Origin of the sequence: Nocardia cyriacigeorgica, from assembly GCF_029868385.1 — a bacterium.
GTDB classification, from domain to species: domain Bacteria; phylum Actinomycetota; class Actinomycetes; order Mycobacteriales; family Mycobacteriaceae; genus Nocardia; species Nocardia cyriacigeorgica_F.
The window spans coordinates 47923-60549 of the sequence record NZ_JARWNX010000039.1 but is presented as its reverse complement, the minus strand read 5'-3'; the positions used below and the strand labels follow the sequence as shown (position 1 = coordinate 60549).

Annotated in this window: 16 protein-coding genes; 3 read left to right on the top strand and 13 right to left on the bottom strand. The window is 67.3% G+C overall.

The window, feature by feature from the left end:
- Positions 1-74: 74 nt before the first annotated feature.
- From QH168_RS09645 to QH168_RS09630, 4 genes are all read right to left on the bottom strand, one after another.
- The gene (locus QH168_RS09645; protein WP_280234178.1) at positions 75-458 is read right to left on the bottom strand and encodes a phage holin family protein; all 384 of its coding nucleotides are present in this window, start codon (positions 456-458) and stop codon (positions 75-77) included.
- Positions 459-727: 269 nt separating this feature from the next.
- A complete protein-coding gene (locus QH168_RS09640; RefSeq protein ID WP_280234177.1) occupies positions 728-1312 on the bottom strand; it encodes a Clp protease N-terminal domain-containing protein in 585 nt (194 codons plus the stop codon).
- Positions 1312-1533: a helix-turn-helix domain-containing protein gene (locus QH168_RS09635; protein WP_280234176.1), complete on the bottom strand. Its 222-nt coding sequence runs from the start codon at positions 1531-1533 to the stop codon at positions 1312-1314. The genes QH168_RS09640 and QH168_RS09635 overlap by 1 nt, the downstream gene beginning before the upstream one ends.
- 151 nt (positions 1534-1684) lie before the next feature.
- Positions 1685-3223 carry an acyl-CoA synthetase gene (locus QH168_RS09630; RefSeq protein ID WP_280234175.1) on the bottom strand — a complete coding sequence of 513 codons (1539 nt, stop codon included), beginning with the start codon at positions 3221-3223 and terminating at the stop codon, positions 1685-1687.
- 126 nt (positions 3224-3349) lie between these two features.
- Here QH168_RS09630 and QH168_RS09625 point away from each other — a divergent pair, with 126 nt between their 5' ends.
- Entirely contained in the window at positions 3350-3958 is a 609-nt protein-coding gene (locus QH168_RS09625) for a TetR/AcrR family transcriptional regulator (protein ID WP_280234174.1), read from the top strand.
- Between the two features lie 11 nt (positions 3959-3969).
- On the opposite strand, the gene QH168_RS09620 is transcribed toward QH168_RS09625, so the two are convergent.
- Together QH168_RS09620 and QH168_RS09615 are read right to left on the bottom strand one after the other, a co-directional pair.
- Complete coding sequence (locus tag QH168_RS09620) at positions 3970-5055, bottom strand: PLP-dependent cysteine synthase family protein (RefSeq protein WP_280234173.1); 1086 nt, start codon at positions 5053-5055, stop codon at positions 3970-3972.
- Positions 5052-5411, bottom strand: coding sequence for a DUF4229 domain-containing protein (locus QH168_RS09615; protein ID WP_280234172.1), 360 nt, complete (start codon positions 5409-5411; stop codon positions 5052-5054). The genes QH168_RS09620 and QH168_RS09615 overlap by 4 nt, the downstream gene beginning before the upstream one ends.
- A gap of 232 nt (positions 5412-5643) precedes the next feature.
- Between QH168_RS09615 and QH168_RS09610 the strand changes: the two genes are divergently transcribed.
- Both QH168_RS09610 and QH168_RS09605 read left to right on the top strand, forming a co-directional pair.
- Positions 5644-5853, top strand: coding sequence for a BldC family transcriptional regulator (locus QH168_RS09610; protein WP_163827912.1), 210 nt, complete (start codon positions 5644-5646; stop codon positions 5851-5853).
- A 119-nt stretch (positions 5854-5972) separates the two neighbouring features.
- Positions 5973-6179, top strand: coding sequence for a hypothetical protein (locus tag QH168_RS09605; protein WP_280234171.1), 207 nt, complete (start codon positions 5973-5975; stop codon positions 6177-6179).
- A gap of 14 nt (positions 6180-6193) precedes the next feature.
- Here the strand turns inward: QH168_RS09605 and QH168_RS09600 are convergent, their stop codons facing one another.
- From QH168_RS09600 to QH168_RS09570, 7 genes are all read right to left on the bottom strand, one after another.
- Complete coding sequence (locus QH168_RS09600) at positions 6194-6460, bottom strand: hypothetical protein (RefSeq protein WP_280234170.1); 267 nt, start codon at positions 6458-6460, stop codon at positions 6194-6196.
- Positions 6461-6771: 311 nt separating this feature from the next.
- Positions 6772-8166 (bottom strand): lipase family protein, encoded by a 1395-nt coding sequence (locus QH168_RS09595; RefSeq protein WP_280234169.1) that lies wholly within the window; start codon positions 8164-8166, stop codon positions 6772-6774.
- An 84-nt stretch (positions 8167-8250) separates the two neighbouring features.
- On the bottom strand, positions 8251-8892 hold the full coding sequence (locus QH168_RS09590) for a TetR/AcrR family transcriptional regulator (protein WP_280234168.1): 642 nt from the start codon (positions 8890-8892) through the stop codon (positions 8251-8253).
- Between the two features lie 15 nt (positions 8893-8907).
- On the bottom strand, positions 8908-9885 hold the full coding sequence (ccsB, locus tag QH168_RS09585) for a c-type cytochrome biogenesis protein CcsB (protein ID WP_280234279.1): 978 nt from the start codon (positions 9883-9885) through the stop codon (positions 8908-8910).
- A 2-nt stretch (positions 9886-9887) separates the two neighbouring features.
- The gene (gene resB / locus QH168_RS09580; RefSeq protein WP_280234167.1) at positions 9888-11558 is read right to left on the bottom strand and encodes a cytochrome c biogenesis protein ResB; all 1671 of its coding nucleotides are present in this window, start codon (positions 11556-11558) and stop codon (positions 9888-9890) included.
- Positions 11555-12403 (bottom strand): cytochrome c biogenesis CcdA family protein, encoded by an 849-nt coding sequence (locus tag QH168_RS09575; RefSeq protein ID WP_280234166.1) that lies wholly within the window; start codon positions 12401-12403, stop codon positions 11555-11557. The genes resB and QH168_RS09575 overlap by 4 nt, the downstream gene beginning before the upstream one ends.
- The gene (locus QH168_RS09570) at positions 12400-12603 is read right to left on the bottom strand and encodes a hypothetical protein (RefSeq protein ID WP_280234165.1); all 204 of its coding nucleotides are present in this window, start codon (positions 12601-12603) and stop codon (positions 12400-12402) included. The genes QH168_RS09575 and QH168_RS09570 overlap by 4 nt, the downstream gene beginning before the upstream one ends.
- Positions 12604-12627: the final 24 nt, after the last annotated feature.

The window sequence follows — 12627 nt, the reverse complement described above, 5'->3', positions numbered from 1 at the left end:
GGCTCGCTTCCGTGACGGCACTGGCTCACGTCCGCAACCGGTGGCCGAGGCCGTTCGCCGAGCACGGCCCGTGCTCAGTCCCGGTCGGGCACCAGCACACCGAGCAGCCAGTTCACCACCGTGACGATCAGCGCACCCCAGAACGCGGCCCAGAAGCCGTCGATGCGCAGACCGTAGTCGGTGAACTCGGTGATCCACGCGGTGAGCCAGAGCATGAGGGCGTTGACCACCAGCAGGAACAGGCCGAGCGTCACGATGACCAGCGGTAGCGACAGCAATTGCACTATCGGCTTGACGAGTGCGTTCACCGCGGTGAACACCGCCGCGACGGCCAGCAGGGTGATGATCTTGGCGCCGTTGCCCTGATCCTCCGGACTGATGATGTCGATCTTGTCGATCCACGTCGCGGCCAGCCAGATGGCGAAGGCGTTGATGATCAACCGAAGCACAAGCTGCATGGAGCCATGCTAGAGCCCGACGCCCCGCTGCGGGCGCTACCGAGCCGAACCTGCGCGCTTCGGATCGCTTCTCACGGACGGACGAGTGCCTACATTCTGGTTGCGGCAAGCCGACCGTGCTGGGGTCGGCTTGGCGAGTAAGTCGTCGCCGAGCCCTCCACCGAGATCACCGATCCCCGCATCGGCGGGACTGCGCGAGTCCACATGGGCGGGCAGCCGCTGACCGGATTCGGCGCGCGGGTCCGAGTGCGCCCATGTTTGCGGTCGATCTAGGCGGCTCGATCGAGCAGCGCATGCACCCGGGTACGCAGCGTCGCAACGGATTCGGTACCACCGATCAGCGCCGTTGTCGTGGTGTTCGGTGCGCGGAGAATCCCCAGGAGAATGTGACCGGATTCGATGCTCTTGTCCTTACGCGCCAACGCCTCCCGCAGGGACAGCTCGAGCGTCTTCTTCGCCTCGCGGGAGAAGCGGATATGGCCGACGTTCATCCCACCGCGTCCGAAGAGCCCGCGCCGTTCCCGTTCCGGCGGTTCGGCCCGGTCGAGTGCGTCTTCGCCGAAAGTCGCCTCCAGGCTGTCGCGTACCGCATCGAGGTCGATGCCGATGGAGCGCAGCGCCTCGGCGTCGCGGTCGCCGAGCGGTTCGTTCTTTCCGTCCTCGGCCAGCGCGGTGATCACGGTGTCGTGGGTGAGTCCGACAGCAGTCAGCATGTCTTTCATGGCGGGCTCGGCCTGCGACAGCACACCGAGCAGCACATGCTCGACGCGAATCTCCGGCGCGTGCAGTTCTCGCGCCTCTTCCTGCGCCATGACGACGGCCATTCTGGCGTTCTTGCTGAACCGTTCGAACATCAGCGGCCCCTGCCTCTCCGGTTGTATTTCTGATGCACTGCCTGCTTGCTGACCTCGAGCGCGTCCGCGATCGCCTGCCACGACCAGCCCTGATCCCTGGCATTGGTCACCTGGATCGCTTCCAGCCGTTCGAGCAGCCGCCGCAGCGCCAGCACGGCCCGCAATCCGACTCGCGGGTCCGGGCTACCGGCCGCTGCCGCCAGCGTGGTTGCTTCCGTCATGTCGTCAATTTTGATTGACGACACCGAGGTTGTCAACCAAAGTTGACCATCGAGGCACAAGGAAACGCCCCGGCCGAATCCCGATGCTCGCCGCCGCACACCCGAAGGTGGTGCGGCGAACCCGGAGGCCGGGGCGCTGCCGATCCCGCGATCAGCCTTCGGCCACCTCACCCAGCTGCTCACGCAGGCGGTACTTCAGCACCTTGCCCGAGGCATTGCGCGGCAGCGCCTCGACGAACTCCAACCGCAGCGGCACCTTGTATCCGGCCAGCTCACCGCGTGCGAATTCGCGCAGTTCGTCCAGCGTCAGCGAGGCGCCGGGCGCGGTCGCGACCACGGCCGTCACCGCCTCACCCCACTTCTCGTGCGGCAGCCCGAGCACCGCGACCTCGGCCACCGCCGGATGCCGGTAGAGCACGTTCTCCACCTCGGCCGGATAGACGTTCTCCCCGCCGGTGATCACCATGTCCTTGACCCGGTCGACCACATAGACGAAGCCGTCCTGATCGGCCTCACCGATATCGCCGGTGTGGAACCAGCCCTCGGCATCGATCACGGCGTCGGTGGCGGCCTTGTTGTTCCAATAGCCCTTCATGACCTGCGGTCCACGCACGCAGATCTCGCCGCGCTCGCCGTCGGGGACCGGATTGTTGTCCGGGTCGACCAGCCGGACATCCGACAGCGGCAGCACCTTGTGCCCGGCGGCGCCGATCCGGGTCGCGACATCGTCGGTGGACAGCACCAGCGCCAGTGGCGCCGTCTCGGTGAGGCCGTAGCCCTGCGCGAAGGGCACCCCGCGCTCGCCGTACCGGGTGATGAGCGCCTCCGGCACCGGCGCGCCACCGCAGATGAAGGTGCGCACGCTCGACAGGTCCGTCGTCGCGAACTGCGGAACCTGCGCCATGAACAGGTACATCGCGGGTACACCGAACATGGTGGTGACCTTGTATTCGGCGATCAGCGCCAACGCCTGCACCGGATCGAACGCGGGCATGAGCACCAGATGCGCACCCTTCTGCAACGCCACCAGCGTGGTGACGTTCAGTCCGCCGATATGGAACAGCGGGGCGCAGACCAGGGAGACGTCCTGCTGACTCGTATCGAACGACAGCAGCGCGTTCACATTGTTCCAGAACAGGTTTCCGTGCGTGAGCATCGCGCCCTTCGGGCGGCCGGTGGTGCCGGAGGTGTACATGATCACCGCGACGTCCTCGGTGTCGGGATGCTGCGGCTCGGCGATCGGTGCGCGGCGGGCCAGCAGCTCGTCGAGCGTCTCCCAGCCCGGCCGGGCCGCCAACGCAATGCCGCGGCGCACCCCGGATTCGGCCAGCACCGGATCGACGATCTCGGCGCGTTCGGCATCGGCGATGAGGGTGTGCACCCCGGCGTCACCGAGGATGTAGCCGAGTTCGGCGGCCGCCAGCCGGAAGTTGAGCGGGACGAACACCGCACCGGCGCGCGAGGCCGCGAACAGCGTGACCAGGAAGTCGGGATGGTTCGCCCCCAGGTAGCCGACCCGATCGCCCGGCGCGACCCCACCGGCGATCAGTTCGGCGGCCAGCCGATCGATGCGCTCGAGGAATTCACCGTAGGTGAGCGTCTGTCCTTCGAAGGTGATGGCCGGACGCGTCGGGCTCGACGCGGCCCTTCGCCCGATCCAGGATCCGAGGTCGGTGGGTGGAGTGATCATCGTGGCTCCTTCGCCGTGCCGAGGTGGCGGTGTGGGCGCCGCCGGACCGCCTCGAATTTCGCGACAGCCTATTACGGACGGCAGCCGTCGTAAATAGGGAAATGAGACCGGTGCCACAATGTGACCGTGGTTGAGACGCGACGCGCGGGACGGCCGAGGGACCCGGAACTCGAGACCCGCGCACAGCAGGCGGCCCGCGCGGTCTACGCCGAACGCGGCTGGAGCGGTTTCACGCTCGACGAAGTGGCACGGCGATCCGGTATCGGCAAGGGCTCGCTGTATCTGCGGTGGCCGTCGAAGGAGGCGCTGCTGGTGGAGTCGGTGCGCTCACGGATCCGGTTCATCGCCGATATCGACACCGGTGACCTGCGCGCGGACCTGATCGAATTCGCCACCAGCTGGATGGAACACGAAAGCACCGATGACGGCTCGCTGGCCAGACAGCTGTCGGCCGACGCACACCGGGTGAGCAAGCTACGCGATGCCGTCGCCGGAGATCCCTACCCCGAACACCTGCGAGCGACCCGCGCGATCATCCGGCGCGGAATCGAACGTGGGGAACTGCCGCCGGGAACATCGGTGGCACTGGTGGCCGATTTGGTCGCCGGAGCGGTATCGAACCACGTCACCGCGACTCCGCCGCACCTACGAGATCGGGCCAAGGCCGAATCCGCCACCTACATCGTGGCTTTGGTGGACACGATCGTGGCAGGGGTGCGCGCCACTGTCGCGTGAATGCGGGCGCGCTAGCCCCGCCAGATGCCGGTGGCGGCGAAATCGTCCAGGATCGCTGTGGGCTCGATGAGATCTATCCCCTGCTCCGCGACCCAGGCATCATCGAAATACGTTCCCGCGTACCGATCACCGCCATCACACAGCAGCGTGACCACACTGCCGGTGCGCCCTTCCGAGAGCATCTCCGCGATCAGCGCGAACGCACCCCACAGGTTGGTGCCGGTCGAGCCGCCGACCCGTCGGCCGAGGACCCGGCTGGCGTGACGGGCCGTGGCGATCGAGGCCGCGTCCGGCACCTCGATCATCCGATCGACCACCTGCGCAATGAACGACGGCTCGACCCGCGGGCGGCCGATGCCTTCGATCCGCGAGGACATTCCGGTCTGATATCCGGGATCGCCGGTTTCGTAGCCGCCGTAGAACGCGGAGTTCTCCGGGTCGACGATCGCCAGTTTCGTGGCATGTCTGCGATACCGGATATAGCGCCCGATGGTGGCACCGGTACCGCCGGTGCCCGCGCCGGTGACGATCCACTCCGGGACCGCATGATTCTCCAGCCGAAGCTGCTGGAAGATCGATTCGGCGATGTTGTTGTTACCGCGCCAGTCCGTGGCCCGTTCGGCATGGGTGAACTGGTCCATGTAGTGGCCGCCGCATTCCTCGGCCAGCCGCGCCGCCTCGGTGTACATCTCCGGCGGGCGCTGGACGAAATGGCAGCGGCCACCCTGCGCCTCGATCAGTGCGATCTTCTGTGGCGAGGTACTGGCGGGCATCACCGCCACGAAATCCAGGCCGAGCAGCTTCGCGAAATACGCCTCACTCACCGCCGTCGACCCGGACGAGGCCTCGACCACCGTGGTGTTCTCGGTGATCCAGCCATTGCACAGGGCATACAGGAACAGTGAGCGGGCCAGCCGATGCTTGAGGCTGCCGGTGATATGGGTGGATTCATCCTTCAGATAGAGCTGGATATCCCATTCGACGGGCAGTGGATACCGCAGCAGATGGGTGTCGGCGCTGCGCTGGGTATCGGCGTCGATCAGCCGGACCGCATTGTCGACCCAGGCACGCGGCGCGCTCCGGTCGACGTACTTCACGCCTTCGACCCGCCTTCATCGCCCGGTTCGTCACCGCGTAGCCGGGCCCGCAGCTGCGCCTTGTCCTGACGACGGCGCTCGTCGACCACGGCGATGTCTTCGTTGACTTTGGTGCGCAGCCCCTTGAACAGGACCAGCGACAGCGGCATCGCGATGATGAGCGCGAACAGCGCGGCGACCACCAGCGGAATCTGCACATCGATCAGTTTCGCCGCCAGCATGATCACCGCGGTGATGACGGCGACCAGACCGAGCCGGGCCACCGTGTAGAGGCCCAGGTTGCGGGCCAGGCGCCCACCCGCCGAACCACTGGTTTGCCGGGCGGATGCCCCTTCCGGTCGCGATGCGTCACTCACGATGTCCAGAGTAAGCGGCGGCCTCGCCTGCGCTCGACCCGGCGCACCAACGGACCGCGTCACTCAGCGCTCCAGCGGCTCGCGACCACCCCGGCACCGGTGTGCACAATATCCGTTTTGTCTATTACCTCCCCTTTACCAACAGTAGGTCATTCGAGTACCTGGGGGTCGCGGTGCGAGTATGGCGGCATCTTGATGAGGGATAGTTAGTGTCGAGAACGGAGAGTTTGCTATGACCGCGATCACCGTCGGCGGCCAGGACACCCTGCTGACGCCCGGCCAGGTTGCCGCCCTGTTCCACGTCGATCCGAAGACCGTCACCCGATGGGCGCATGCCGGTCGGCTCGGATCGCTGCGCACCCCGGGTGGGCACCGCCGGTTCCGTGAGTCCGAGGTCATGCAGCTGCTGAGGTCGCTCACCACGGAGGCCACCGCCCGCTGATCGGCCACCGACCGCCTGCCACGCGCCCGACCCACCGAGGGTCGGCGTGGCCGGTATCGGATGTCTCGATGCGCTCCCGCCCGCACCGGGTCTACCCTCGGTAGCAGGAGGTGAGCGACGTGACGTACCTGTTGGCACTGATCGCGGTCGTGGCGATCGCGGTGCTGTGCTGGAAGGCGTTCGGCCCCGATCGAGGCGCGGGCAGTTCCGCACCCATTCGGCGCGCGCCCAAGCGCGTGGTCGGCCCGGATGACGACCCCGAATTCCTCTGGCGCATCTCCCGCCAGCAACACCGGGACGGCGATCCCGGCCCCACCGAGCACTGAGCGCGTCTGCCGGTTCAGTCTCCCGCGTGGTCCTGCCGCGGTACCGCACGGCCGTCCGCGTCCGCGGTCCGGGCGGGTCCGTCACCACACTCCCGGAGATCGCCCGCGTCGTCGAACAGCGGTAAACCCTCACTGACACGCAGCCGATCGGCGATCATCGCCAGATACCGCTGTGACTCCTCCGACAGCCCGGTCGCCGCCCGCACCAAGCGCGCCAGCGCGCCCTCGCCCTGGATATCCGATACCCCGACCCGGCCCCCCAAGAAGTTTCCAGCATCCACGCGTAACCCTCCTCGAGCTTCCGCGCGCACCAGCACAGCGCGCTATCCGTAGGACACCGTCACCCGGACCATCGGCACGCCCCTTGGTCAGTGATACATGTCACTCACGGTCGCTGATACCTCCGCCAGATATCGCCGTCTCCTCCTGATCGCCGTCTCCGACCAGCGGCGCACAGACCGATATCGCCCGTCCGTACTCGTCTCAGCGGGAACTCTTCTCTGGTTCGGCGCATCGACCCGCATACCGCTACTCGACCTGCTCGGACGCGAACCAGGCGGCACCGCACCGGAAGTGCGGTGCCGCCATCGGCCTAGCGCGCCCCGATCGGCTTACCGAAGAACGAGGCGAGGGTTTCGCCGACCACCGAACCCATGAAGTCCAGCTGACCGGGAGTGCCGAGCATCGAGGGCGCATCCGTTGTCGCGCAGCCAGGGGCAGCGGGCACACCATTGAGACGGTCGCGCATCCAGAGCAGCGCGGACGGACCGCCGGTCACTTCGGCGACGATGTGCTCACTGGCGTGATCGCGGGTGTATTGCACCTGCGCGGCCGGGTCCTGACAGTAGGTGCCGACCAGCTGATCGGTGGAGTGCAGCGGAAGGATTTCATCCCAGGCGGAATGCCAGATGAACATGGGCATGCCGGGGACGGTGCGACCCATGCGGGTGTCGTCGAGCATGGTCGCCACCGCCGGATCGCGCATCGGGTCGCCATCGGTGCGCATCATGCCCTTCATGTTCAGGAAGGGGAACAGGCTGGACTGATACTGCACGCACAGTGGGGCTTTGAGCGTCATCAGGGTCTTGCCGAGCGGGTCGAGATTGCGGTCGAGGAACGCGGCGAACTCCGGGTACTCGCGGGACAGGCCCATCACTGCGGCGAATACCAGGCCCGAGGTGGCCTGGTTGTTCGACATCTCCAGCGCCGCACCGAGATCGGCGCCGACACCGCCCATCGCGGTGGCGGCGATATTCAGTTCGGGTGCGTACGACTCGTGCAGTTCGGCGGCGTGACCGGTGGCGATGGAACCACCGGAGTAGCCGTACATCCCGACCGGCGCGTCCGGCCCCACCTCCAGCGGCGCGAAGGAGGTCGCCGCGCGGATACCGTCGAGGGTGATGCGCCCGGCCAGCGGTCCGGCCGCGTACGCCGAGTTCGGGCCCTGATGATCCGGGATCACCACCGCCCAGCCCTGCTGCAATGCGGCCTGCGCGAAGACGAACTCCGCGGGCGCGACGATCTGCCCGACGAACGGCGCCACCGAAAGATGTTGCAGCGCATAGGAGGGGGTGCAGTAGCCCGCCGTGGAGTCCTCGGCGATCTGCACCGAGAGCAGTTTGCGCGGGTTCGGCGCGACGCCGCGCGGCTTGATCAGGGTGGCGACGGCGGGGATCGCCTCGTCGCGGCTGTTGTTGGACCGGTAGGAGACCTGCCACGCGTCCACATTGAGTGGGATCAGACCGAAGTTGGCGACGTTCACCTGCCGGATCGCGATGATCTCACCGGGCGCCTTGGCCCCGACCACCTCGGCGGGCGGGTGATAGAAGCCGGGATCCAGTTCCGGCGGCAGCGGCAGCACCCGCGCGGGTTCGATCACCGCGGGCTCCGGCTCGGCCCAGGCCGGTGTGCCGACCACGGCGATCACGGCGACGGCACTGAGGGACAACGTACAGATCCGGCGGACCCACCCCGGTTTGGTCTTCATCGACCCACATCCTTTTGAGCATTTTGAGACGCCTACGTCTCAACTTCGCGGCCCACTATGGCACGGATGTGTCCCAGATCGCAATCAGCCCGCGGCGGTGCCCGGCAGCACAAGGGCGAGCAGCAGGGTCGAGAGCACCTCGAGCAGGTCGTCGACCGGTGGCCGCGGATGCTGCTGACTCCATCGGTGCACCGCGCCGTTCACCGCACCGATGAACGCCGCCATGGCCAGACCCCAGCCGCCGGGCGGTGTCCGCACACCCGGCACGACGGCCGCCGTCGCCGCGATCGCCTCGCCCCAGTCGTCACGCATCTGCGCGCGATGATGCTCGACGGCGTCGCTGACCCCGACGATCTCCACGAACGCCACCTGCACTCGGCGCGGATCGTCGGTGATGGCATGGACATAGGCGCGCATCGCCGACCCGATCAGCACCCGAGCATCGAGACTCCCCGCGCTCGCCAACCCTTCCCGGAACGCCGCCCGCGCCTGCTGCTGCACATGGTCGTACACATCGACCAGCAGCTCTTCCCGCCCGGAGTACTGCTCATAGAACTGCCGCCGCGACAATCCCGCCGCCGCACACACATCCGAGATCGAACTCGCCGCGTAGGTCTTGTCCGCGAACACCATGAGCCCCGCCTCGAGAAACAGCGCCCGCCGCTCGGCCCGCCGCTCCGCCACCGATCGCCCGGCATAGTTGTGCCTGGTCCGCGCCGTACTCATCGCCAGCGCCCGACCTCAGTTCAGACCGGCGTAGGAGTGCAGGCCGGACACGACCATATTGATGATGAAGAGGTTGAACAGCATCGCGACGAAGCCCGCGATATTGATCCAGGCGGCCTTGGTGTCGCGCCAGCCGGAGGTGGCGCGGGCGTGTAGGTAGGCGGCGTAGAGGACCCAGGCGATGAACGAGCAGGTCTCCTTCGGGTCCCAGCCCCAGAACCGGCCCCAGGCGGCTTCGGCCCAGATCGCGCCGAGGATGACACCGGCGCCGAACAGTGGGAAGCCGATGATGGTGGTCTTGTAGGCGATCCGGTCCAGGGTGCGCGCATCGGGAAGGCGGCGGGCGATGGCGCCGAAGACGTTGTCCGACTCCGCGCCCTGCGGCTGCCGGATCCGGTACAGGAACAGCAGACTCGCCACCCCGGACACCATGAACACACCGCTGCCGACGCTGACGATCGTCACGTGGATCGGCAGCCAGAACGATTTGAGCGCGGGCACGACGGGCGCGGCGTCGGCGTAGAGCACGGTGCCCGCGAGGAACATCAGGATCAGCAGCGGGACCAGTAGGAACACCCACATGGCCCGATACTTCTGACCACGCAGGAACACCAGCCCGACCACCGTGGTCGCCGCGGTCGCCATGGTGACGAACTCGTACATATTGCCCAGCGGGAACCGATGGGTCGCGAAACCGCGCAGGACGATCGAGAGCACATGCAGCCCGACCGCCACATACAACACCGAGAAGGCCATATTGCCGAGCCGCTCCGACAGCGGCAGCCGCGGCGCCTCGACGACCTTGCCGGGAACCGCGGGATCGATCGTGACGGTGCCACCGCCACCGGCGTGCACCAGTTCCCGTTCGGTCACCTTGCGGGTTCGCACCGACGCGTACTGCACGATCAGCAGCACGAGCACCAGCGCGTACACGAAGATCGCGGACATGTACGCGAAGTCGCTGTAGCGCGCGATGGTCTCGTCGATCTGCATCATCAATCTCCCGTGGTCTTCACATTCGGTGACGGCGTCGGCGCCTCGGGCGCGGCATCGTCGAGCAGACGTGCGCGCAACCGATCGAACTCCCCGCCCCACCCGGCCTGATCGGACCTGGCGAGTCCACCCATCTCTACTACGACGCGTCGTTGGTCAACGGTACCCGCTTCGTCGGTGGCCGGGTAGACGCGCAACCAGATCCGCCGCCGCGACACCAGCAGCGATACCAGCAGTCCGGCCATCATGGTCACCGCGCTCACCAGCACCCACTGCTGCGCCGGATCATGCGAGACCTGGAGATTGACGAACTCCTCCGCACCATCGAAGGTCACCACGGTCCCGTTGGACAGCGTGGTGGACTCGCCCGGCCGCAGGTTCACCCTGGCTTCCTTGGTGAGCCGATCCTGGCGGATCAGTTCCTGATCGAGGGCGAACAGCGATTGCGGACGTCCGGTGTCGAGGCCGGTGTCACCGCGATAGACGTCGACGGCGACCGCGGGGTCGGTCATCTCCGGATAGGAGGAGCTGAGCAGGGTGCCGTGCAGATTCGCGGTCGGCGCGAAAAGGCCCTCGATCGCGATCTGGTTGTTGCGGCGCTCCTCCTCGGTCGGATAGAGCCCGCCGGGTGGGTCGATGCGCAGCACACCGCTGGACAGGAAGGTGGTGGCGTCGTCGGGTCGCCACTGGACGGTTTCGGTGCGGGTCGCGCCGTTGGGGAATTTCACCGTGAACGTCGGCGCGTAACCGTGGCCTTGTAGGTAGATACGGTCGCCCGCGACGCGCAGCGGATGGTTCACCCGGATCTCGGTATCGCGCCAGGTGCCCGCCGCCAGATCATCGCCCGCCTGATAGGCGATATTGGAGCGGAACATCTCGGCCTGACCGTTGTCCAGATAGTCGGCGTGGAAATCCTTGACCCGCACGCAGATCGGCGTCATCCCGGTGCCGTCGTTGGCCGAGCCGGTGCGGAACGAGTCGAATGCCGCGGGCGAGGTGCTACAGAAACCGGGACCGTCGTTCGCGATGACGATGACGCTGCCCTCGTAACCGAACACCTTGCCCACCGCGATCGACACCAGCAGCCCGACCAGCGCCAGATGAAAGACCAGATTGCCGAATTCGCGCGAATAGCCCTTCTCCGCCGACAGCGTCACCTCACCGTCGCGATCACCCGGCCGGACCTCGGTCCGCCAGCGGCGCAGCTGCCCGCGCGCATTGGCGATCACCTCGTCCGGTGTTCCCGCGACCTCGCCGGAATAGTGGTGCGGCAATCGCTTCAGATTGCGCGGCACCCGCACCGGCGGGGTACGCAACGCGCGGTAATGGTCGACGGTGCGCGGCAGGATGCAACCGACCAGCGAGATGAACAGCAGCACGTAGATCGCGGTGAACCACGAACTGGAGAACACGTCGAACAGCTGGAAGCGGTCCATCCACGGCCCGAGCGTCGGCCGGTCGGCGATGTACTGGGCGACCTTCTGCTCATTGAGTTCACGCTGGGGCAGCAGGGCGCCGGGGATCGCGGCCAGCGCCAGCAGGAACAGCAGCACCAGCGCGGTGCGCATACTGGTGAGCCCACGCCAGGCATTGCGCACGAAAGCCAGGGCCCGACCTGGTAGCGATTGGCGCGGCGGACGCGCCGGAGCGTCGGGACGGTCGATCACGGTCATATCGGCAGGGTCACCTCGGAGACGAACGCATCACGCACCCATGCCACGAACTGATCCCAGGCGCCGGTGACCAGCGCGATCCCGACGGCGACCAGCAGCAGACCGCCGATCACCTGGATGGTCCTGGAGTTGCGCCGCAGCCAGCCGACGCCACGCAGCGCACTGGCCGAGCCGAACGCGAGGATCACGAACGGCAGCCCGAGCCCGAGGCAGTAGGCCACGATCAGCGCCACCCCGCGGACCGCGGTGGTGCCCTCGGTGCCCGCGGCCACGGCCATCACACCCGACAGCGTCGGACCGAGGCACGGGGTCCAGCCGAGCGCGAACACGCCACCGAGCAGCGGCGCACCCGCGATGCTGGTCAGCCTGCGCGGTTCCATCCTCGTATCGCGCTGCAACGCCGGGACCAGGCCGATGAACACCAGACCCATCAGAATGGTGACCACACCGCCGAGCCGCATCAGCAGCTCACGGTTGACGTTCAACGTCTGGATCACACCGAATACGGTCGCCGTCGCGAGCACGAACACCACGGTGAATCCCGCGACGAACAATCCGGCCGCCCCCGCGACCCGCATCCGGGCCACCCGGACGGGACTGCGTTCGACGACGCCGACGGCCGTGCCGGACGCGGATGTGCCCCGCGCTTCGGCCACTGTCGCGGGCGGCGCCTCGGCACCGACCAGTCCGGCCAGATACGACAGGTAGCCCGGTACCAGTGGCACCACGCAGGGCGAGGCGAACGAGACGAGTCCGGCGAGCAGGCAGGCGCCCAGTGCCAGCAGCAGCGGCCCGGTGGCCGCCGTCTGCTGGAACGATTCACCCACCCCGGCCAGCACCGTCACGTCTGCTCCGGCTCGGCCGATGTTTCGGCCTCGCGATCCTCATCGGGGCGTGGTGTCACCGGAACGGCGGGCGCGGTGCGGTATTCGAGCACCCAGTGCCCGAGGGAGGAGCGAACCATCACCTCCGCGCGAACACCGCGGGGCGGACGGGTCGACGGGTAGCGGCGGCGGACCGCCGTCCGGCTGCGGACCGGTTTCATCGTCTCTCCTGTGTGGCTTCCCGG

Excerpts from the sequence above, each read along its gene's own strand:
- QH168_RS09645 (WP_280234178.1), bottom strand. The coding sequence starts at position 458 with ATGCAGCTTGTGCTTCGGTTGATCATCAACGCCTTCGCCATCTGGCTG.
- QH168_RS09640 (WP_280234177.1), bottom strand. The coding sequence starts at position 1,312 with ATGTTCGAACGGTTCAGCAAGAACGCCAGAATGGCCGTCGTCATGGCG.
- QH168_RS09635 (WP_280234176.1), bottom strand. The coding sequence starts at position 1,533 with ATGACGGAAGCAACCACGCTGGCGGCAGCGGCCGGTAGCCCGGACCCG.
- QH168_RS09630 (WP_280234175.1), bottom strand. The coding sequence starts at position 3,223 with ATGATCACTCCACCCACCGACCTCGGATCCTGGATCGGGCGAAGGGCC.
- QH168_RS09610 (WP_163827912.1), top strand. The coding sequence starts at position 5,644 with ATGACCGCGATCACCGTCGGCGGCCAGGACACCCTGCTGACGCCCGGC.
- QH168_RS09595 (WP_280234169.1), bottom strand. The coding sequence starts at position 8,166 with ATGAAGACCAAACCGGGGTGGGTCCGCCGGATCTGTACGTTGTCCCTC.
- QH168_RS09590 (WP_280234168.1), bottom strand. The coding sequence starts at position 8,892 with ATGAGTACGGCGCGGACCAGGCACAACTATGCCGGGCGATCGGTGGCG.
- ccsB (WP_280234279.1), bottom strand. The coding sequence starts at position 9,885 with ATGCAGATCGACGAGACCATCGCGCGCTACAGCGACTTCGCGTACATG.
- resB (WP_280234167.1), bottom strand. The coding sequence starts at position 11,558 with ATGACCGTGATCGACCGTCCCGACGCTCCGGCGCGTCCGCCGCGCCAA.
- QH168_RS09570 (WP_280234165.1), bottom strand. The coding sequence starts at position 12,603 with ATGAAACCGGTCCGCAGCCGGACGGCGGTCCGCCGCCGCTACCCGTCG.